This is a genomic window from Arthrobacter sp. UNC362MFTsu5.1 (assembly GCF_000685965.1).
Taxonomy (GTDB): Bacteria; Actinomycetota; Actinomycetes; order Actinomycetales; family Micrococcaceae; genus Arthrobacter.
In genome coordinates, this window is sequence record NZ_JMLE01000047.1 from 1 (window position 1) to 20,967 (window position 20,967).

Below are 20,967 nucleotides of genomic sequence, written 5' to 3' on the forward strand. Positions count from 1 at the left end.
CCCGCTGCCTCCCCAAACTCGCGAGCTCGTTTGGGGCCCCTCGGCAGCGTGGGCCTCCACTTTCCCCGCACACCCGGCGCTGTTGCCGGCGCCGGGTGTGCACCTCCCAAACTTCCGCACTTCCCGAATGGAGGGAAACCGTGCGCTTTATCCTGCGCCGCCTGGGTTTCTACCTGATCGCCTTCTGGGTGTCCATCACTTTGAACTTCCTCCTCCCGCGCTTTATGCCGGGAGACCCCGTATCCCGCATGTTCGCCCGCACCCAGGACCGCATGCAGCCCGAACAGATCGAGGCCCTCCGCAAGCTGCTCGGCGTGGACAGCCGCCCCATCTGGGAGCAGTACGTCGACTACCTGCACAACATGGTCACCGGGCAGATGGGTGTCTCCATCTCCCGCTTCCCGACGCCGGTCACCGAAGTGATCGCCTCGCAGGTGGGCTGGACCCTCCTGCTGGGCGGGACCGCGCTGGTGATTGCCGCCGTCGTGGGCAACCTGCTCGGCATCCTGGCCGCGTGGCGGCGCGGCGGGGCGATCGACTCGGCGCTGCCTCCGCTCCTGATTTTCATCGGCTCCTTCCCGTACTTCTGGCTCGCGATGGGCGCCCTCTACCTGTTCGGCGTCACGCTGGGCTGGTTCCCCATCCGCCACGCGTTCAGCGACACGATTGAGCCGAGCTTCAGCTGGGAGTTCATGTCCGACGTCGGGATGCACCTGGTGCTGCCGGCCCTCACCATCGTGCTGGTTTCGGTGGGCGGCTGGATGCTCGGCATGCGCAACACCATGATCGCCACCAATGCCGAGGACTACATCACCATGGCCGAGGCCAAGGGCCTGCGCCCCGGCCGGATCATGTTCCGCTACGCCGCCCGCAACGCCATGCTGCCGTCCGTCACCAGCTTCGGCATGAGCCTGGGCTTCGTGGTGGGCGGTGCCCTGCTGACCGAAGTGGTGTTCGCGTACCCCGGCGTGGGCTACCAGCTCCTCAACGCCGTGCAGGGCCTCGACTACCCGCTTATGCAGGGGCTCTTCCTGACCATCACCGCTGCCGTGCTGCTGGCCAACTTCCTCGTGGACATCCTCTACGTCCGCCTCGACCCGCGCGTGCGCGCCAACTAGGAAGGACGGACATGACCACGTCCATCGCAACCACCGCTTCCACCCTGCCGGGGGAGACTCCCGCCGGCGGCCCCGGTGCCAGTTTTGGAACGCTCGACGGCGGCACCGGACTCCCGCCCGGAGCCTCCGTCCGCAGGCCCAACCGCAGCCTGCTGCACGGCCTGCTGACCAACAAGAAGGCCATGACCGGCGCAGCCATCCTGTTCATTTTCATCGCCCTGGCGCTGCTGGCCCCCGTCCTCTACCCGGACAACCCCTCCAAGATCACCGGCATGGCATCGCAGGAGCCGGATGCGGAGTTCTGGCTGGGCACCACGGCCAAGGGCCAGGACGTCCTGGCGCTGACTATCCACGGTGCCCGCAGCTCCCTGTTCGTGGGCCTGACCGTTGGCTTCGCCTCCACGTTCATCGGCATCCTGGTGGGCCTGGCCTCGGCCTACTTCGGGAGGTTTATCGACGAGGCGCTGTCCCTCACCACCAACGTGTTCCTGCTGCTGCCCGGGCTGCCGCTCCTGGTGATCCTGGCCGCGTTCCTGCCGCCCGGCCTGGGCACCGTGATCCTTGTCCTGGTGGTCACCGGCTGGGCCGGTTCGGCCCGGGTGCTGCGCTCCCAGGCGCTGTCCATCCGGTCCAAGGACTTCGTGGCCGCGGCCGTGGTCACGGGCGAACGGCCGTTGCGGATCATGTTCCGGGAAATCCTGCCCAACATGGCCTCGATTGTGATGGGCACTCTCCTGGCCTGCATCATCTACGGCATCGGCGCCCAGGCGGGCCTCGAATTCCTGGGGCTGGGTGACGTCAGCACCGTCTCCTGGGGCAACAACCTTTACTGGGCCGGCAACGAGGGAGCCCTGCTTACCGGCAGCTGGTGGGTGTTCGTGCCCTCCGGGCTGTGCATCGCGCTGGTGGCGTTTTCGTTGTCGCTGATCAACTACGCGGTGGACGAGGTTACGAACCCTCGACTGAGGAAAATACAGCTGCGGAAGATCCGGAAAACCAAGCCCGCCTCCAAACCCGCAAAACCCCGAAAGCGAGCATCGGCATGACCGTCTCCCAGACCTCCTTCGGGTCGCACGAACCTGTCCTGGAAATCAAGGACCTCACCGTGAAGTACCGCGGCGACACCCGCTCCACCACCGCCGTCGACCGTGTTTCCTTCAGCATCGGCACCGGCGAAATCTTCGGGCTGGCCGGGGAATCCGGCTGCGGCAAGTCCACCATCGCCAACGCCATCATGCGGCTGCTCCGCGACCCGGCGGAGATCGCCGGCGGCAGCATCCGTTTTGGCGGCAAGGATGTCCTGGCCATGGGGCAGGAAGAGCTCCGCCGCTTCCGTTGGCAGGACGTGGCCATGGTGTTCCAGTCGGCCATGAATTCTCTCAACCCGGTGATGACCATCGGGCACCAGATCGTGGATATCTACACCACCCACGCCGGCTACACCCGGAAGGAGTCGCTCCGGCGGGCAGCCGAACTGCTCGAACTCGTCCGCATCGATCCCGCCCGGCTGAAGTCCTACCCGCACCAGCTCTCCGGCGGCATGCGGCAGCGCGCCGTCATCGCGATGGCTGTTGCGCTCAAGCCGTCGCTGCTGATCCTCGATGAGCCCACCACTGCGCTGGACGTGGTGGTGCAGCAGGAAATCATGGCCCAGATCAAGGAACTGCAGCGCGAACTGGGCTTCTCCGTCCTGTTCATCACGCACGACATGTCCCTCATGGTGGAGCTCTCGCACCGGATGGCCGTGATGTACGGCGGCCGGATCGTGGAGACCGCCAAGGCCAGGGACATCCACGCCGCCCCGTTGCACCCCTACACGCAGGCCCTGATGGGGGCGTTCCCGCCGCTCACCGGACCCCGGGTTCCGCTGACAGGCCTGGCTGACGGCGTGAAGTTCAGCAACATCGCCGACGTCCAGGAAGTCACGCCCGGACACTTCGTTTCGCCCCTTCCAGTCCTCCAAGGAGCATCGTCATGAGCAGGCACAGTGATACAGCTGCCCTCGAAGTGAAGGGCCTGGTCAAGGACTTCCATAGCGGCGGCCTGTTTTCCCGCGCCTCGGTCCGTGCCCTCGGCGGCGTGGATCTCGCCATCCGGAAGGGCGAGATCGTGGCGCTCGTGGGGGAGTCCGGGTCCGGCAAGAGCACCCTTGCCCGCTGCATCGCGCGGCTGGAAAAGCCCACCGAGGGCCAGATCCGGCTTAATGGCACGGACGTGCTAAAAAGGGACCGCTTCCAAGCATCGAGGGAATACCGCTCGCAGCTGCAGATGGTGTTCCAGGATCCCTTCGGCTCTCTCAACCCCGTACACCGGATCGAACACTTCCTCACCCGTTCGCTGACCCTGCACGGAAAGGCCGGCACACCGGCGCAGCTGCGGACCCGCCTCGATGAGCTGATGACCACCGTGGGACTTACCCCGGACATGCTCAATTCCTACCCGCACGAGCTCTCCGGCGGTCAGCGGCAGCGCGTGGCCATTGCCCGGGCGCTGGCGGTCGAACCGGAAGTGATCCTGGCGGACGAGCCCACGTCCATGCTCGACGTCTCCGTGCGGATCGGCATCCTCAACCTGATGCGGAAGCTCCGCGACGAGCAGGGCATTTCGATGCTCTACATCACCCACGACCTCGCCTCCGCCCGCTACCTCGCGGACCGGATCGCCGTCATGTTCGCCGGGGAACTGGTGGAGGAGGGCGAATCGCTGGACCTGATGGCCAACCCGGCCCATCCCTACACGCGGCTGCTGGTTTCGGCCGTACCGGACCCCGCCCGCACCGGATCCTACGATCCGCGCGAGCGTGCCGCCCTGCGCGCGGCGGTGATGGAATCGGTGTCGTGCGCGTTCGACGGCGACCCGCAGCAGCGCTGTTCCGCCACCGAACCCGTCCGGCACCGCGTGGGAGACCCGGCGAACGAGCACTGGGTGCGCTGCCACCTCTACCGGCCTCCGGCCACGGCGGCGAGCCACGCCCTGTCCGCCGAGCCCCTCGACGCCCTTCCAGAAGACAAGGCCTCCGCATGACCGAACTGACCCACCCGCTGGCCACGGTGCCGCAGCATGAGCTGGTGGCAAGAGCCGAGGCAGACCCGCACCGGCCGCGCTTCCACTTCGTCTCACCCGCAGGCTGGCTCAACGACCCCAACGGCGTGAGCCAATGGAACGGGACCTACCACCTCTTTTACCAGTACAACCCGGAGGGCGCCTTCCACCACCGGATCCTGTGGGGCCATGCCACCAGCACCGACCTGGTCAACTGGGCCGACCAGCCTGTGGCGCTTGAGCCCTCCGCCGGCCCGGACGCCGACGGCTGCTGGTCCGGTGTGCTGGTGGACGACGGCGGCACGCCCACCCTGGTGTACTCCGGCCGGCACGGGGAACGGGAGCTGCCCTGCGTGGCGGTCGGCTCACCGGATCTCCTGAACTGGACCAAGGCCCCCGAAAACCCCGTGATCCCTGCGCCGCCGGCCGGGGTGGACATCACCGCCTACCGCGACCACTGCGTCTGGCGGGAAGGCCCGGTGTGGCGCCAGCTCGTGGGGTCGGGCATCCGCGGCCGCGGCGGGACGGCGTTCCTGTACGAGTCGGCCGACCTCCGCCGCTGGGACTACATCGGTCCGCTGTTCATCGGCGACGCCGCCTCCGGCCATCCGGCCGCCACGGACTGGCAGGGCACCATGTGGGAGTGTGTGGACCTGTTCCGCGCGGGCGGCGGGGCGCTGGGTGACGGTTCTCCGGGTGACGCTACCGACGTGCTGGTCTTCTCGGCGTGGCACGACGGCGATACACGTCATCCGCTGTACTGGACCGGCCGCTATGCGGGAGATTCGTACACCCCGAGGGACCTTCACCGGCTGGACTACGGCGGCCGCTACTTCTATGCCCCGCAGTCCTTCGTGGACGAGTCCGGACGCCGGGTGATGTTCGGCTGGCTGCAGGAAGGCCGGACCGACGCCGCCATGGTGGAGGCCGGCTGGTCGGGCGTGATGAGCCTGCCGCGGCTGGCCACCCTGGACCCCGATGGCGAGCTGGCTTTCGCTCCGGTGCCGGAGTTGGAGTCGTTGCGGCGGGACCATGTCCGCGTCGGTCCCCGCACGGTTGGCGCGAGTGATGTCCTGACCAGCGTGTCCGGTAACCAGTTGGACCTTGAACTGGAGCTGGAATTAGAGCCGGGGAGTTTCTTCCGGCTGGGTGTCCTGGGGAGCTGGCCAGTTCAGGACCCGGCACTCGCCCAGGACCCGGCACTCGCCCAGGACCCGGAGCCGGCCGAGGAAACGGTGATCGAAATTGGCTGCGACGTGGGCACCGGCGGGTTTTCGCACTCCTACGTGCTTCTTGACCGTTCCCGGACCAGCCTCGACCATACGGTGGACACCGGGGAGAAGTCAGGCCCCGTCCGGCTGCCCGGCGGGAAGCTGCACCTGCGCGTGCTGGTGGACCGCTCGGCGCTGGAGGTCTTCGCCAACGGAAAGCCGCTGACGGCCCGCGCCTACCCGACCCTCGGCGGCCAGAAGGTCCGGTTGTCGGCCACCGGAACGGTCAGGCTGCTCCAGCTGGACGCCTGGCGGATGGAAGGAGTCTTCGCCGGCCCGCGCCCGCTGTTTCCCTAGGCCCCAAAACCGCCAAAAACCGCTATAAACCCCGTCGATTGCTCCGTAGCGGCCCTTTTGGGGCTCCATAAGGGCCGCTACGGAGCACTCGATGGCACGTCCGAGATCAGAGGCGATCTGAATGGACAGGCTCCCGGTGAACCCGTTCCGCCCGCCGCCCGGAGGTGAATTGCGGGTGGCCAGCGGGTGACTTTTCACACTAAATCTGATTTATGGCGCAACATTTGACTCGAAAAACGGGATGTGGCACGCGCGCGCAATGGGCAATGTAAGCGCTTGCACAAATGGAGCGAAACTCGGTTTTTAGCCGCTCGAAACACGGTTTGATAAGCCTGCTTATGCGTGCCAGCGTAGAGACCGGCGCAGGAAAGGGTTCCTTTCCGAAGCGCCTTCCGGGGCCCTACCCAAGCCCCGTCCCCCTCGACACAAAGGCGTCCTCGATGACGCCTGCCGTGTCGTCGGGAACGCCGGAGTTTCGGGGAATGAGGGCAGACGCCCGTCTTCCACGAATGGTCTCAACTCCGCGAGAAGAGCAATAAATGCACAAGCACCCCAATACACACCGGATGCTGCGGTGGCGCCCTGCCGCCGCAGCACTGGCAACGGCCGTGGCGGCTTCCGCCTTCCTTGCGGTTCCCTCGGCCCAGGCCAACGAACCCTCGGACCCGCCCGCCACCCAGCAGATGCCGGCACCCACGCCCGGCTTCCCGCTGCCCACCGATCACAGCCAGAAGGCTTATGACCCGGCGGCGGAGTTCACCTCAAAGTGGACCCGCGCCGATGCCAAGCAGATCATGGCGCAGAGCGACTCCACCGTCACGCCCGGCCAGAACTCCATGAGCCCGGATGTCACCATGCCGGAGATCCCCGAGGATTTCCCCGCCATGAACGACGACGTCTGGGTCTGGGATACCTGGTCCCTCACCGACGAAAATGCGAACCAGATCAGCTACAAGGGCTATGACGTCATCTTCTCCCTGGTGGCTGACAGGCACGCCGGCTACGGCTTCGACCAGCGCCACTGGAACGCCCGGATCGGTTACTTCTTCCGCAAGACCAACGCCGACCCGGCCAAGGACAAGTGGAACTACGGCGGACACCTGTTCCTGGACAACACCTCCATCGGCAACACCGAATGGTCCGGTTCCACCCGACTGATGCAGGGCAACCAGGTCAACGTGTTCTACACGGCCACCACGTTCTACGACGTTGCCGAGCGCAACGCGGGCGGCGGCGGCATCGCCCCGGACGCTGCCATTGCCAAGGCGCTCGGCAACATCCACGCCGACAAGAACGGCGTCACCTTCGACGGCTTCAAGCACACCAAGCTGCTGGAACCGGACGGCAAGATGTACCAGAACAAGGCACAGAACCCGGGCTTCGCCTTCCGCGACCCGTACACTTTCGCCGACCCCGCCCACCCGGGCAAGACCTTCATGGTTTTCGAAGGCAACACCGGCGGCAAACGGGGCGAATACGAGTGCAAGCCCGAGGACCTGGGCTACAAAGCCGGCGACCCGAACGCCGAGAGCCTCAACGAGGTCAACAGCAGCGGCGCCTACTACCAGACCGCCAACGTGGGGCTGGCCGTGGCAGACAACAAGGACCTGACCAAATGGTCCTTCCTGCCGCCGGTCCTCTCGGCCAACTGCGTCAACGACCAGACCGAGCGTCCCCAGATCTTCATCCAGAATGAAGGCGGCAAGAACAAGTACTACCTGTTCACCATCAGCCACCAGTTCACCTATGCGGCCGGCATGCGCGGCCCCGACGGCGTCTACGGCTTCGTCGGTGACGGCATCCGCTCCGACTACCAGCCGATGAACAACAGCGGACTGGCCCTGGGCTCGCCCACGGACCTGAACCTTCCGTCCGAGTCCCCGGAGGCACCCACTCCGAGCCAGAACGGCCGTCAGTTCCAAGCCTACTCGCACTACGTGCAGCCGGGTGGCCTGGTGCAGTCCTTCATCGACAACGTGAACGGCGTCCGCGGCGGCTCGCTCTCGCCTACCGTGAAGATCAACTTCCGTGACGGCGTGTCCCAGGTAGACCGCACCTTCGGCAAGAACGGCCTCGGTCCGTTCGGTTACCTGCCCACGAACGTCAAGGTTGGCGGCGAGGGGCTCTACAAGTAACCCGCACGGGGGACCCAACACCAGCAGTAGCAGCGGGGGCGTCCGGAACTCATCCGGGCGCCCCTGCTGCTTTTGCGCCCTCATAGCCCTTATATAGGTACTGACCTTCCGCCCGCCGCTTGGGATCCCGGAGGCCATCCGGGCTAGACTCGCACGCCGGGGACAGAACGCCATCGCCGCCTGAAGCCGGAAACGGAACGGGCGGCACAATCTCGACCAGAAAAGTGACTCTTGAACAACCTCTCACGCCCTCTGACCGCAGCCGCCCTCCTCGCCGCACTGGCGCTCACCGCATGCTCCGCGCCCGAAGCCGGCAGCGCGCCGTCGTCGTCCGCTGCCGCGACCGCCGCGGTAACGGCGACCCCGACCCCCACCAAAAGCTCCGGGCCGTACGGGGACTTTGCCTCAGCGGCGGAGGCGTGCACCACCATCTCCCAGCAGGCCACCGGCGCCTCGCTGTTCCCGCTTTCGGCCGCGCAGGGCAAAACCGCGGAACTGGAACAGCTCAAAGCGGAGCTCAGCGACACTGCCGGACGCGTTCCGGACGAGCTCAAGGCCGATTTCGCCCACCTGAATGAGGTGGCCGTGGCCGGGCTGAGTGACCAGACGGTGTACTCCAGCGGAAAGTTCGAAGCCGCCATGGCCCCTGTTACCGGCTGGCTCGCCGCCAACTGCAAATAGCGGATTCCGGCCTGGCGATTTTCACCGGCGTCCGGCCGCTTGTCGCGGCCAAGGGATAGGGTGGTGTTCAAGAGAAGGGGAGTGCCTGATGGAATACCAGAACCCACATCCCGCGCCGGGGGCCCACGCTGATCCAGCCGTTGCCCTGACGGCCGGCACCGGACGTACCGTCATTTCCGAAACGGCCGTTGCCAAGGTCGCAGGCATCGCCGCCCGGGCCGTTCCGGGGGTCTATTCGCTCGGCACCGGTCCGTCCCGCGCCCTGGGGGCCATCCGGGACGCCGTCGGCAGCTCGGACCACGCCGCCGGCGTCCACGCAGAGGTCGGCGAGACGCAGGTGGCAGTGGACATCAACCTCGTGGCCGTTTACGGGACGCCGCTGCACTCGCTGGCAAACCAGGTCCGCGCGGCCGTGTACGCCGCCGTCGAAGAGCTCGTGGGCCTGCAGGTCATCGAGGTAAACGTGGAGATCAATGACGTCTACGTGGCGGGTCCGGCAAAGCCCGGACTGCCCGTGGAAGCCCGGACCGAAAGGGAGGCCATCCAGTGAACCTGACCGTAGTGGGAATTGCAGTGGGCGCCTTCGTGGCCTTTATGTCTTTCCAGTTCGGCGTCTGGGGTTTCCTGGTCTCGCTGCTTTTCATGGGGATAGGAGCCCTCTTTGGCCGTGCCGCGGAAGGGAAACTTGACCTGCGCAGCGTGTTCGACGCCATCACCGGCCGGCGCTCGTCCTCATGAGCAGCGCGGCCGGAACCGTGACCGGCGGGTCCGTGATGGCCGGTCACAACCGCATCAGCACCCAGGCGCTCACCAGCCTTGCCCGGGCAGCCGCCGCTGAGGCGCTGGGCGTCCCGGCACACGACGTCCGGGCGGACTGGTCCGACGACGACGGCCTGCTGGCCCTCTCGCTGGTCCTCCCGATCAGGATTCCGCCGCTCACCACGGTGCTGCGCGACCCCGGCCGCGTCGCCGGCTTCGGCGGATCCATCCGGGACCGCGCAGTCGCAGCCAGATCCGTGGTCCTGCACCGCGTTGCGGAGCTTAGCGGGGCGCAGCTGAGCCGGGTGGACATCCGCATCAGCGGCGCCGCCATCAGCGAAGGGGGACGGGTCCAGTGAACAATGGCACCGACGTCCGCTCAAACGGCAGCCACGCAGCAGGGAACGGCGAATCCGGCGCAGTCTCCGCCGGCAGTACCCCGGATCCCCGGGGCGCCGGCATGCGCCGGATCCTGGACCGCGAAACACGCTCATCCCGTGCAGGGGTGGCCGGAATCGCTGCTGTCCTGGTGATCATCCTGTGCGGCTACGGCCTCCTCGAAGCCGGAGTCCGTGCGATCGGGCAGCCGCCGTGGCTCATCGATCCGCAGACCGCCGCGGAACGCATCATCGCGCTCCCGCAGGGCATACCCCCGCTGCTGCTCGGCGCCATCGGTGCCGTGACGGCCATGGCGGGTCTGTTCTTCTTCCTCAACGCCGTGCTGCCCGGCCGCCGCGCCCGGCACCTGCTTCCGGACCGCCGCGCCGGAGTGGTGGCCGACGACGAAGTGATCGCCTCCGCACTGGCCCGCCGTGCCCGGCTGGCAGCAAACGTCACGCAGGAACAGGTGATGGTGGTGGTGTCCCAGCGACAGGTGGTAGTCAACGTGCGGCCCACCTCCGGGGTGCCGGTCAGCGAAAACGCCGTCCTGGCAGCCGTGCTCGACGAGCTGCGGGACATGGCTCCGGAACCGATGCCCGAAGTGCGCGTCAATGTGGCTACGTCAGGAGTGATCGGGGCATGAACAACACCCCCAGGACGCTGAACAGGATCCTGATCGGAATCCTCGGACTGAAACTGCTCGCCGTCGGACTCTTGCTGGTTGCGCTGGCCACCGTCCCCGCGGCGGCATCATGGTGGCAGCAGTGGTCCGCCGGCGTGTGGAACGGAATGAGCCAGCTCTTGCAGCGCACCAGCATTCCCGGCCGCCAGGAGAGCTGGCTCTGGGCGGTCCTTGCGCTGCTGCTCGCAGTGCTCATTGCCTTGATGGTCGCCTGGGTGGCCCAGCAGGGCAAAGGCCGCTCCAGCCTTATCCTTGCCGAGGACGACGCCGAGGGCCTCCCCGGCAATGTGCGGATCGGCGGCGGCGTTGCCGAGCAGGCGCTGCGGGCCGCATTGGCCGAACGGCAGGACCTGGCCGGAGCAACCGTGGCCACCTACGAGGTCAGGGGCGAGCCCGCGCTGAAGATCCGGCTGCAGCCCAGGCAGGGCGTGGCCCCGCACCTCCTCGCCGCCGATGTGTCGGCCCTCGTGGAGGCGCTCGACGCCGTCGTTGGCAAGCGCGTCCCGGTGCTGATCCACATCGGCACCGGCGCCCGCTCCCGGTTCAGCCGCGCGGAACGCGTCCGCTAGCTGCGCTAGCTAGATCACTACCAGCTAGATCGCCCCAGCTAGATCGCCACGAGGTAGGCGGCCGAGTTCGGCGCAAGCTTCCGCGCGGCTCCCGGCCCCGCCGCGGGTTCAGCCGGGGTTCCCGCCACGGCCTCCGGACTGCTTGCAAGGGCAATCCGGTAGCCGTCCGGCAGCGCGGCCGCCGCGATGCCCATGTTGGCGACCACCAGGACGTCCCGGTTCTCGAAGGCGAGCACGCCCTCCGCGGGGGCGTGCGTGGCGGCCCAGCGGAAGCTTCCTGCGCCCAGCCGGTGTTCCTTGCGGAGTGCCAGCGCGGCACGGTACAGCTCCAGGGTGGAACCGTCGACGCCGTCCTGCCGGTCCGCGGCCAGCTTACGGAAGGATTCCGGCTGGGGCAGCCAGGGGGCGGCCGGCGTGCTGCCGGTGAACCCGGACGCGAAACCGTAGCCTGGCTCGGCAGCCTTCCACGGGAGCGGCACACGGCAGCCGTCGCGCCCCCGCTCTACGCCGTCGGTTCGGAAGAAGGTAGGGTCCTGGCGGGCCTCGGCGGGCACTGTCGTGTGTTCCGGAAGGCCCAGTTCCTCCCCTTGGTAGAGGTACGCCGAGCCGGGGAGGGCGAGTGAAACCATGGTGGCAGCCCGGGCGCGCGCGAGGCCCAGCCCTGCGTCGGGCTGTTCGTCCTCGGCAGCGATGCCCTTCGGGAACGTGGTGGGGTCCTTCAGGCCGAAGCGGGTGGTGTGCCGGACCGTGTCGTGGTTGCTGAGGACCCAGGTTGTCGTGGCACCCACCGTGGCGGCAGCCCGCAGCGAATCCTCAACGGCCGCGGCCGTCCGCTCCGCATCCCAGCCGGCCAGCAGGAAGTCGAAGTTGAATGCCTGCTGCATTTCATCGGGCCGGACGTACCGTGCCAGCCGCTCCGCCGGTTCCACCCACGCCTCGGCCACCATCATGCGGTCGCCGTCGTATTCCGCCAGCACCCGGTTCCAGTCGCGGTAAATGTCGTGCACGCCGTCCTGGTCAAAGAAGGGCGACGGCGGGTAAAGCGGCGAAACGACTTGGTGCTCGTTGCCGGCTGCTGCGGCGGCGGCTGCGGCAGCGGCAGCGTGGGCGCGGTGCGGCTCTTCGGCCTCGGTGTGGCCGCCGTGGGCCTCGCCCGGCAGTTCGCTGGCTCCTTCCACCATCGCCGCGGAGCCCTCCCAGTCCGGCAGGCCCGCCTCCTTGACCATGCCGTGGGCCACGTCCACACGGAAGCCGTCCACGCCCCGGTCCAGCCAGAACCGCAGCACGGAGCGCATTTCCTCCTGGACCTCGGTGTTGTCCCAGTTCAGGTCCGGCTGCTTGGTGTCGAAAAGGTGCAGGTACCACTGGCCGGGCTTGCCGTCGGCCTCCGTAACGCGGGTCCAGGCCGGTCCGCCGAAGATGGATTTCCAGTTGTTGGGTGCCAGATCGCCGTCGCCCGAGCCGGGGACGGAATCCCTGCCCTGCCGGAACATGTACCGGTCGCGTTCGCGTGAACCCGGAGGCGCGGCGAGTGCCGCCTGGAACCAGACGTGTTCGTCCGAGGTGTGGTTGGGGACCAGGTCAACGATGACCTTCAAGCCCAGCCCGTGAGCTTTCTGCAACATCCCGTCGAAGTCCGCCAGGGTGCCGAAAAGCGGATCCACCTGGCGGTAATCCGCCACGTCATAGCCGGCATCGGCCTGCGGGGATTTGTAGAACGGGGACAGCCACACGGCATCAACGCCTAGCCGCTGCAAGTAATCCAAATGCGCCGTTACACCGAGCAGATCGCCCATCCCGTCTCCGTTGCCATCGGCAAAGGACCGCGGGTAGACCTGGTACACGACGGCGCTGGCCCACCACGTCGGAATCGAGGAACCGCCTGTCGGGACTGGGCTGTGTGCCACAGATATCCTTTCCATAAACTTCGGTGTAAACGCTTGCATTTCTCACCGCAACGTTACTAGTGTGATGGGCACCACTTCAACCGCACCGCCGATTTTGCTCGACACTCAGCGAGGAGTCTCCTTTATGAAATCCCCTAAGTTCCTTTTGCCGGCCGCTGCCGCCGGCGTTCTAGCATTAACGCTCTCCGCCTGCGGAGGCGGAGGCGGCACCACGGGCGGGGGTGGCGGCGACGCTGAACAAGGCCTCGATGGCCGCGGCCCCATCACCTACGTCCAGGGCAAGGACAACAGCAACGTTGTCCGCCCCCTCATTGAGAAATGGAACGCTGCGCACCCGAACGAGAAGGTCACGTTCAAGGAGCAGACCGACGCCGCTGACCAGCAGCACGATGACCTGGTCCAGAATTACCAGGCAAAGAACCCGAACTACGACGTTGCCAGCGTCGACGTTGTGTGGACCGCCGAGTTCGCCGCCAAGGGCTGGCTGCAGCCGCTGAAGGACAAGATGGCGGTAGACACAAAGGGGATGCTGGAGCCCACCATTGAGGCAGGATCCTACAAGGGCACTCTCTACGCGGCACCGGTGTCTTCCGATGGCGGCATCCTCTACTACCGCAAGGATCTCGTCCCCACTCCGCCCAAGACCTGGGACGAGATGATGCAGATGTGCTCCGTCGCCAAGGCCAACAACATCGGCTGCTATGCGGGCCAGTTCAAGAAGTATGAAGGCCTCACCGTCAATGCGTCCGAGGCGATCAACTCCTTCGGCGGTTCCGTGCTGGACAAGGACGGCAAGCCGAGCCTGAACACTCCGGAAGCCAAGACCGGCCTTGAGAACCTGGCGAAGGCCTACGCGGACGGCAACATCCCGAAGGAAGCCATCACCTACCAGGAAGAGGAAGGACGTCAGGCATTCCAGGACGGCAAGCTTCTCTTCCACCGCAACTGGCCTTACGTGTACAACCTGGCCACCACTGAAGCATCGTCCAAGGTCAAGGATGTCCTGGGCATGACCGCACTGCCCGGTGCGGACGGTCCCGGTGCCTCCTCGCTTGGTGGTCACAGCGCGGCTGTGAGCGTGTACTCCAAGAACAAGGCCACTGCCCTCGACTTCGTGAAGTTCCTGACGGCCGAAGAGCAGCAGAAGTTCTTCGCCACCCAGGGTTCGCTGGCACCCGTGCTCGGTAGCCTGTACGAGGACAAGGAACTCGTCGCCAAGCTGCCGTACCTTCCGGTCCTGAAGACCTCCATCGAGAACGCCGTGCCGCGCCCGGTATCGCCGTTCTACCCGGCGGTTACCAAGGCCATCCAGGAAAATGCCTACTCCGCCATCAAGGGAGAGAAGACCGTGGAAAGCGCACTGTCTGACATGCAGAAGTCCATCGAGTCCGCTAGCGCGGGACAGTAGCCACTCATGTCAACCGAATTGGGCCCGACGCCGGTAAAGTCACCGGCGTCGGGCGGTACCCCGATCCATCACGGACCCAAGGGCGTCGGTGAGGACAACAAGATCCTCAGCCAGGGCAAGTGGGCTTCCTGGCTCCTCGCCCCCACCATCATCGCGCTGGCGGTAGTGATCGTTTACCCGATCATCAGCGCACTCGTGATGTCCTTCCAGAAGGACGCCGGCCTGGATCCGGTCACCGGGCTGTTCACAGCCGGCGGCCCGGCAGGCGTCCAGAACTACGTGAACTGGCTGGCCCAGCAGTGCTCCGCTCCTGGTGGCGGAACTGTTGCCTGCCCGCCCGGAACCCTCGGTGCCCAGTTCTGGTCAGCCACGGCCACCACGTTCTTCTTCACCGTGGTCACCGTGACGCTGGAGACCGTCCTCGGTTTCTGGATGGCCCTCATCATGGCCAGGACGTTCCGGGGACGCAGCCTGGTCCGTGCAGCAGTCCTGGTTCCGTGGGCCATTCCCACCGCCGTGACCGCCAAGCTCTGGCTGTTCATTTTCGCCTTCGAAGGCATCGCCAACAAGCTGTTCAACACCACCATCCTGTGGACAGGCAGTGAGTGGCCGGCCAAGTGGGCCGTGATCATTGCAGACGTCTGGAAGACCACGCCGTTCATGGCACTGCTGATCCTGGCCGGCCTCCAGATGATTCCTGCGGAGGTCTATGAGGCCGCCAAGGTTGACGGCGCGACCACCTGGCAGCGGTTCCGGATGATCACCCTTCCGCTGGTCAAGCCGGCGCTGATGGTGGCAGTCCTGTTCCGCACGCTGGATGCACTCCGGATGTTCGACCTCCCGTACATCCTTACCGGCGGTGCCAACAACACCACTACGCTGTCCATCCTGGTGATCAACCAAATCAGACAAGGGTTCAACGCGGCGGCAGCATTGTCCACCATTACGTTCATCATCATCTTCCTGGTTGCGTTCATCTTTGTGCGCTTCCTTGGTGCGAACGTCGTGGAGCAAAGCGGAGCCACTGGTAAGGGGAAGAAATGAGCGCCGGGACAGCCACCACTGCCCTCAGGGCACAGCAGGACCGGGGCCGGAAGGCAGCCCAGAACAGGGAGAAGTGGGCGCAGGGACGCACGTACATCAGCGCCGTCGTAGTCCTGATCTGGTGCCTTGCGCCGGCATACTGGATGGTGGTGACTGCTTTCCGCGAGGTGGGCTTCACCTACGACACCTCGATCCTGCCCACCCATGTCACGCTGGATAACTTCAATACGGCCTTCGATACGTCCTTCGGCAACAGGTTCGGCCAGGCTCTGCTCAACAGCATTTTCATCGGCGTCGTAGTCACGCTGGTGTCGCTGCTGATCGGTGTCTTCGCCGCCTACGCCCTGGCCCGCCTGAACTTCCGGTTCAAGTACCTGGTGCTGGGCTTCATCCTGGGGGCGTCCATGTTCCCGGGCGTCGCCCTCATCACCCCGCTTTTCCAGCTCTTCACCAACATCGGCTGGATGGGTACCTACCAGGCGCTGATCATCCCGAACATCTCCTTTGTGCTGCCGCTGACCGTCTACACGATGACCTCGTTCTTCCGCGAAATGCCGTGGGAACTCGAGGAATCGGCACGGGTTGACGGCTGCACGCAGGGCCAGGCGTTCCGGAAGGTGATCCTGCCGTTGGCGGCACCGGCCATCTTTACCACGGCCATCCTGGCGTTCATCTCCTCCTGGAATGAATTCCTGATTGCCAGCCAGCTGTCCAGCGACGCGACCCAGCCGGTGACGGTGGCAATTGCCAGCTTCGCCGGAGCGCAGCCAAACCAGATTCCGTACACGGCCATCATGGCCGCCGGAACCATCGTCACCATTCCTCTGGTGATCCTGGTCCTGGTCTTCCAGCGCAAGATTGTTGCCGGCCTCACCGCCGGCGCTGTTAAGTGATCCGTCACGTGACAGGTTCGGCAACAGGCAAGGAACAGAACCAGGGGCTCGTTCGCAATGAGCACAAGCGTGCCCGCTCCGGTGAGGACTTCGACATCATCATCGGTTTCCTCGGCTTCTGGGCCGTGGTCCTGCTGGCGGTCACCGTCTGGATGGAGGTGACCGCCCAGCCGGCCCTCGGCTGGGCGCTGGGCCTGCTGGCCACGCTAGTGGCGCTGTACGGGATGGTGCGGCTCCGCCGCCGCCTGCCGGCCAGGACCGCTACACGTAAGAAATAGGAGCTGATCAAAGGCTCAAAGCTGAAGCGGAATAGACTGGCTTGTTGCCGCAGGAACACCCAGGTAGCAAGAATCTGCGAACAGCTAGCAAGGGGAAACCGTGGCACGCACAACAGACAGGGCTCAACGGGGCGGCCATTCCGGCGTCAGCATTGAGGACGTCGCCGCAGCAGCCGGGGTTTCCACAGCGACAGTCTCGCGCGCAGTCCGCGGACTGCCCAGGGTTTCGCCGGCCACCCGGGAAAAAATTCTCCAGGTGGCCGGCGCTTTGGGCTACGTGGCATCTTCCTCCGCGTCCGGCCTGGCCACCGGGCGGACAAAAACCATCGGTGTGCTGGCGCCGTTCGTCAGCCGCTGGTTCTTCTCCAAGGCGATCGAGGGCGCGGACCGGGAACTGCATGCGCGCCAGTACAACCTCTCGTTGTTCAATCTGGGCGGCCACGGCAGCAACCGCGAGCGGCTCTTCAGCAAGACCATGGTCTACAAGCAGATCGATGCCCTGCTGGTGCTTTGTATGGCGTTGACACATGAGGAACTTGAACACCTGCAGAAGATCGACATTCCCCTGGTGGTGGTCGGCGGGCACGTGGAGGAGTGCCCCTACATCGGCATTGACGACTACGCCGCAGCGTCCACCGCCGTCCGGCACCTGATCAGCCTCGGCCACAAGGACATCGCGCTACTGCACGGCGACGACGAAACCGACCTCAACTTCGACGTTCCCCGCGTCCGCATCAAGGCGTTCCAGGACGTCATGGCAGGGTCCGGGCTGACGGTGCGCCCGGAATGGGACGAGTGGGGCGACTTCACGGTCCGCAGCGGGCAGGAAGCGTTCACCAGGATGTGGGCCGATCCCGGCCCGAAGCCCACCGCCATTTTCTGCGCGTCGGATGAGATGGCCATGGGGGTCATTTTCGAAGCCACCAAAATGGGTGTTCGGATACCCGAGGACCTGTCTGTCATCGGGATCGACGATCACGATTTCTCCGACGCCATGGGGCTCACCACTGTCAGGCAGCGGCCTGACGAGCAGGCCGAACTGGGGACCAAGATGCTGCTGGACGAACTGGACGGCACCGTTGGCGCAGTCCAGTCACAGGTTGCGCCCCATCAGCTGATCATCAGAAGGACGACGGCGCCGCCCCCGTCCCGTGAGCAGGCTTAGGAAGCGCGCGCCAGCTGCCTGATGGGAATCCACCGCGAGGCCAGCCGGCGGTAAGCTGCCGCGGCTCCGGTCATGTCTCCCTCGGCCAGGCATTCAATGCCCAAACGCACATCCATGGGTGATTCATCCGGATACACCTTGTCCGCCACGGCACCGTAATCCAGTTCCACGACGGAACCGGGGTGGAAGAGTTCCAGCCACTCGGTCAGCTGGGTCATGTCGTCCAGCATGTCCAGGTCGGGGGCTGCAAGGGCCAGGTTGGCCACGGCGTAACGCACGCGTTCCAGCGCTGCACCGATCGGTGCCCATACCCGGACAGTGACGATCCGCCCGTCCGACTCCACCACATCCTGGGGATCGGATTCCTGGAAGAGCGAGAACCAGCTGAACGGGATACCCCAGGTGGATGCCCGCGTGTGGACGCGGCTGGTGCCCTCGCGGGCTTTCACCAGGTCAATGCGTTCCTGGTGCTTGTCGCGCTGTTCTTCCGGAATCAGCAGTTCAGCGAGCGGACCGTGGATACCTTCCATAAGGGCGTTCGCAGCCAGTCCCGCCCGCAGCACCAGCTGGCTGGGACAGTACAGCAGAGCCTGTTCTTCATTATCGGCGCCTGCAGCGGCGGTGGCGCTGGCAGCGTCACCCGGCCCGCCGGCGTCGGGCGTTCCGGACGCATCTGGAGCGCCGGAAGACTTCGGCGTAATGGGCTGCTTGGGCTCCGGGGGAGCCGGAATGACCCGGACCAGGTCGGTGCGCCCGGTGGGGAAGGGGTCGCCGCCGGGGCGGGTGATCCGCCCGAGGGACGCCTGCAGCTCAGCGTTTTCCACGGCTGCGCGGGATGCCGTCCTGGCACCCGCCGCCCGAAGCGCGGCGCGCTGGTCCTCCGGAAAAGCGGTGAGCGGCTCGTAGATCCGCAGCGCGGAGGAGAAAGGCAGGCCCGCCTGGCCCCGGTAGATGTTGCCCGTCATCGCGGCCCCATCAGTCGGCCAGTTCCACGATGACCGGAGCGTGGTCCGAGGCGCCCTTGCCCTTGCGTTCCTCGCGGTCGATCGAGGCCCCGGTCACGCGGGCGGCGAGGGCGGGGGAGGCCAGGACGAAGTCGATCCGCATCCCCTCCTTCTTGGGGAAGCGGAGCTGCGTGTAGTCCCAATAGGTGTAGACGCCCGGCCCCGGAGTGTGCGGCCGGACCACGTCGCTGAAGCCGGCGGCTTCGAAGGCGTGGAAAGCGGCCCGCTCGGGTTCGCTGACGTGGGTCATGGCGTTGGCGCGGAAAAAGTCGATGTCCCAGACGTCGTCGTCCTGCGGTGCGATGTTCCAGTCGCCCATCAGGGCGATCTGCGCTTCGGGGTTGTCGGCCACCCAGGTCTGGGCGTGGGTTTTCAGCATGTCCAGCCAGCTGAGCTTGTAGGGCATGTGTTCGTCGTCGAGCGAGCGGCCGTTGGGAACGTAGAGGCTCCACACGCGGACGCCGCCGCAGGTGGCACCGATGGCGCGGGCCTCCTGGACGGGGTCCTTGCCGTTTTTGCCGAAGACGGGCTGGTCCAGGAAGGAGCGTTCCACGTCCTCAAGCCCAACGCGCGAGACGATGGCCACGCCGTTCCACTGGCTCACGCCGAAATGGGCCACCTCGTAGCCCATGCGCTCAAAGAGTTCCCAGGGGAAATTCTCGTCCTTGCACTTGGTTTCCTGGATGGCCAGCACGTCACAGTCGCTGCGCTCGAGCCAGGCCTCCACTCGGTCGGCACGGGCACGGAGGGAGTTCACATTCCAGGTAGCAATCTTCACAGTCCCTAACTTACCGAACTTGGGGCCCCGGCATCTGTCCAGCCCAGCTGTTTGCCGCCGTCGTGACTCTATTTCGCCTGGAAAGCGCGCAGACACGGGCGTTTCGCGGCCGGGACCGGGAGTCGGGGCGCCAAAGAAGGTCACGACGGCGGCGCCGAGGACACCCGAGGGCAGCACCCGACGGCGGTGGGCAGGCAGGTGGGCGCACCTCCGCGGGCGGCGCCGGCAGTCTGGAATTTAGTAGGAAGTCCGAGTATATTCAGCTTCAGGATGATGTAGGTCACATGCAAAGGAGCATTCCGCCATGGTTCGCGAGCTTTCCCATTACATAGACGGGCAACGGGTTGAAGGCACTTCGGGGCGCTTCAGCGACGTCTACGATCCCTGCACCGGGCAGGTCCAGGCCAGGCTGCCGCTGGCCAGCGCCGAGGAAGTCCGGAACGCCATCGCCAGCGCGGAGAAGGCCCAGGTGGAGTGGGGCGCCATGAATCCGCAGCGCCGCGGCCGGATCCTGCTGAAGTTCGTGGACCTGGTGAACGAGAACATCGACGAACTCGCTGCGCTGCTCTCCTCCGAACACGGCAAAACCCTCCCGGACGCCAAGGGGGACATCCAGCGCGGCATTGAGGTGGTGGAATTCGCCGCCGGCGCCCCGCACCTGCTCAAGGGCGAGTTCTCGGACAACGCCGGGACCGGCATCGACGTGCATTCGCTGCGCCAGCCGCTCGGCGTGGTGGCCGGCATTACGCCGTTCAATTTCCCCGCCATGATTCCGCTGTGGAAGTCCGGCCCGGCCCTGGCCGCAGGCAACGCATTTATCCTCAAGCCCTCGGAGCGGGACCCCTCAGTTCCCCTGCGCCTGGCTGAACTCTTCACCGAAGCGGGAGTCCCGGACGGCGTGTTCAACGTGGTCAACGGGGACAAGGAAGCCGTGGACACCCTGCTCGAGGATGAGCGGGTCAAGGCGATCGGCTTTGTGGGCTCCACCCCGATCGCGCAGTACATCTACGCCACGGCGGCAGCCCACGGCAAACGTGCGCAGTGCTTCGGCGGCGCGAAGAACCACATGGTGGTCATGCCGGATGCGGACCTGGACATGGCCGTGGATGCCTTGATGGGCGCGGGCTACGGTTCCGCCGGCGAACGCTGCATGGCCATCTCCGTCGCCGTCCCGGTGGGCAAGGAAACGGCCGACGCCCTGGTGTCCAAGCTGGAGGAACGGGTCAAGCACCTCCGGGTGGGCCACAGCCTGGACAAGGACTCGGACTTCGGGCCGGTGGTGGCGGCGTCCGCCAAGGAACGGATCGAAGGCTACATCCAGTCCGGCGTGGACGAGGGCGCCACCCTGGTGACGGACGGCCGCGGCCTAACAGTGGACGGCTACGACGGCGGCTTCTGGGTTGGCCCCACGCTCTTCGACAACGTCACCAAGGACATGAAGATCTACAAGGAGGAGATCTTCGGCCCGGTCCTCAGCGTGCTCCGCGCCGAAGACTACGACGAAGCCCTCCGGCTCTGCAGCGAGCATGAGTTCGGGAACGGCGTGGCCATTTTC

21 protein-coding genes are annotated in these 20,967 nt (G+C 66.0%); 18 read left to right on the plus strand and 3 right to left on the minus strand.

All coding sequences use genetic code 11. The features are described 5' to 3' along the window. Positions 1-140: 140 nt before the first annotated feature. The 12 genes from BS38_RS0123210 (at position 141) to BS38_RS0123265 (ending at position 10,935) form a co-directional block, all read left to right on the plus strand. Positions 141-1,118: an ABC transporter permease gene (locus BS38_RS0123210; RefSeq protein ID WP_028272897.1), complete on the plus strand. Its 978-nt coding sequence runs from the start codon at positions 141-143 to the stop codon at positions 1,116-1,118. 11 nt (positions 1,119-1,129) lie between these two features. Next, positions 1,130-2,164, plus strand: coding sequence for an ABC transporter permease (locus tag BS38_RS0123215; RefSeq protein ID WP_028272898.1), 1,035 nt, complete (start codon positions 1,130-1,132; stop codon positions 2,162-2,164). Next, the gene (locus tag BS38_RS0123220) at positions 2,161-3,096 is read left to right on the plus strand and encodes an ABC transporter ATP-binding protein (protein ID WP_028272899.1); all 936 of its coding nucleotides are present in this window, start codon (positions 2,161-2,163) and stop codon (positions 3,094-3,096) included. The genes BS38_RS0123215 and BS38_RS0123220 overlap by 4 nt, the downstream gene beginning before the upstream one ends. Then, positions 3,093-4,142, plus strand: coding sequence for an ATP-binding cassette domain-containing protein (locus tag BS38_RS0123225; RefSeq protein WP_043439873.1), 1,050 nt, complete (start codon positions 3,093-3,095; stop codon positions 4,140-4,142). Before BS38_RS0123220 ends, BS38_RS0123225 begins: the two co-directional genes overlap by 4 nt. Continuing rightward, entirely contained in the window at positions 4,139-5,728 is a 1,590-nt protein-coding gene (locus tag BS38_RS0123230; protein WP_028272901.1) for a glycoside hydrolase family 32 protein, read from the plus strand. Before BS38_RS0123225 ends, BS38_RS0123230 begins: the two co-directional genes overlap by 4 nt. 539 nt (positions 5,729-6,267) lie before the next feature. Next, complete coding sequence (locus BS38_RS0123235; protein WP_028272902.1) at positions 6,268-7,863, plus strand: glycoside hydrolase family 68 protein; 1,596 nt, start codon at positions 6,268-6,270, stop codon at positions 7,861-7,863. Positions 7,864-8,094: 231 nt separating this feature from the next. Continuing rightward, positions 8,095-8,544: a hypothetical protein gene (locus tag BS38_RS0123240; protein WP_028272903.1), complete on the plus strand. Its 450-nt coding sequence runs from the start codon at positions 8,095-8,097 to the stop codon at positions 8,542-8,544. An 88-nt stretch (positions 8,545-8,632) separates the two neighbouring features. Further along, positions 8,633-9,094 carry an Asp23/Gls24 family envelope stress response protein gene (locus BS38_RS0123245; protein WP_028272904.1) on the plus strand — a complete coding sequence of 154 codons (462 nt, stop codon included), beginning with the start codon at positions 8,633-8,635 and terminating at the stop codon, positions 9,092-9,094. Then, positions 9,091-9,282, plus strand: a complete 192-nt coding sequence (locus tag BS38_RS0123250) for a hypothetical protein (RefSeq protein WP_028272905.1) — start codon at positions 9,091-9,093, stop codon at positions 9,280-9,282. The genes BS38_RS0123245 and BS38_RS0123250 overlap by 4 nt, the downstream gene beginning before the upstream one ends. Next, the gene (locus BS38_RS0123255; RefSeq protein ID WP_028272906.1) at positions 9,279-9,662 is read left to right on the plus strand and encodes a hypothetical protein; all 384 of its coding nucleotides are present in this window, start codon (positions 9,279-9,281) and stop codon (positions 9,660-9,662) included. The genes BS38_RS0123250 and BS38_RS0123255 overlap by 4 nt, the downstream gene beginning before the upstream one ends. 101 nt (positions 9,663-9,763) lie before the next feature. Beyond that, positions 9,764-10,327, plus strand: a complete 564-nt coding sequence (locus tag BS38_RS0123260; protein WP_231511435.1) for a hypothetical protein — start codon at positions 9,764-9,766, stop codon at positions 10,325-10,327. After that, positions 10,324-10,935 carry a hypothetical protein gene (locus tag BS38_RS0123265; protein WP_028272908.1) on the plus strand — a complete coding sequence of 204 codons (612 nt, stop codon included), beginning with the start codon at positions 10,324-10,326 and terminating at the stop codon, positions 10,933-10,935. The genes BS38_RS0123260 and BS38_RS0123265 overlap by 4 nt, the downstream gene beginning before the upstream one ends. A gap of 38 nt (positions 10,936-10,973) precedes the next feature. Here the strand turns inward: BS38_RS0123265 and BS38_RS0123270 are convergent, their stop codons facing one another. Then, complete coding sequence (locus tag BS38_RS0123270; protein ID WP_051629129.1) at positions 10,974-12,857, minus strand: glycoside hydrolase family 13 protein; 1,884 nt, start codon at positions 12,855-12,857, stop codon at positions 10,974-10,976. Between the two features lie 109 nt (positions 12,858-12,966). Here BS38_RS0123270 and BS38_RS0123275 point away from each other — a divergent pair, with 109 nt between their 5' ends. The 5 genes from BS38_RS0123275 to BS38_RS0123295 all read left to right on the plus strand — a co-directional run bounded on the left by BS38_RS0123275 (position 12,967) and on the right by BS38_RS0123295 (position 17,630). Next, positions 12,967-14,250, plus strand: coding sequence for an ABC transporter substrate-binding protein (locus tag BS38_RS0123275; protein ID WP_028272910.1), 1,284 nt, complete (start codon positions 12,967-12,969; stop codon positions 14,248-14,250). Between the two features lie 6 nt (positions 14,251-14,256). Beyond that, positions 14,257-15,294 (plus strand): carbohydrate ABC transporter permease, encoded by a 1,038-nt coding sequence (locus tag BS38_RS0123280; protein WP_028272911.1) that lies wholly within the window; start codon positions 14,257-14,259, stop codon positions 15,292-15,294. Further along, positions 15,291-16,187: a carbohydrate ABC transporter permease gene (locus BS38_RS0123285; RefSeq protein WP_028272912.1), complete on the plus strand. Its 897-nt coding sequence runs from the start codon at positions 15,291-15,293 to the stop codon at positions 16,185-16,187. Before BS38_RS0123280 ends, BS38_RS0123285 begins: the two co-directional genes overlap by 4 nt. A gap of 8 nt (positions 16,188-16,195) precedes the next feature. Next, complete coding sequence (locus BS38_RS0123290) at positions 16,196-16,465, plus strand: hypothetical protein (RefSeq protein WP_028272913.1); 270 nt, start codon at positions 16,196-16,198, stop codon at positions 16,463-16,465. Positions 16,466-16,565: 100 nt separating this feature from the next. Continuing rightward, positions 16,566-17,630: a LacI family DNA-binding transcriptional regulator gene (locus BS38_RS0123295; protein WP_028272914.1), complete on the plus strand. Its 1,065-nt coding sequence runs from the start codon at positions 16,566-16,568 to the stop codon at positions 17,628-17,630. Here the strand turns inward: BS38_RS0123295 and BS38_RS0123300 are convergent. Together BS38_RS0123300 and BS38_RS0123305 are read right to left on the minus strand one after the other, a co-directional pair. Then, positions 17,627-18,595, minus strand: a complete 969-nt coding sequence (locus tag BS38_RS0123300; RefSeq protein ID WP_028272915.1) for a hypothetical protein — start codon at positions 18,593-18,595, stop codon at positions 17,627-17,629. The two genes, BS38_RS0123295 and BS38_RS0123300, sit on opposite strands and share 4 nt — an antisense overlap. A 10-nt stretch (positions 18,596-18,605) precedes the next feature. Beyond that, on the minus strand, positions 18,606-19,412 hold the full coding sequence (locus BS38_RS0123305) for an exodeoxyribonuclease III (RefSeq protein ID WP_028272916.1): 807 nt from the start codon (positions 19,410-19,412) through the stop codon (positions 18,606-18,608). Positions 19,413-19,716: 304 nt separating this feature from the next. On the opposite strand from BS38_RS0123305, the gene BS38_RS0123310 reads away from it, so the two are divergent. Next, a partial coding sequence (locus tag BS38_RS0123310; protein ID WP_028272917.1) for a CoA-acylating methylmalonate-semialdehyde dehydrogenase occupies positions 19,717-20,967 on the plus strand: 1,251 nt, incomplete at its 3' end.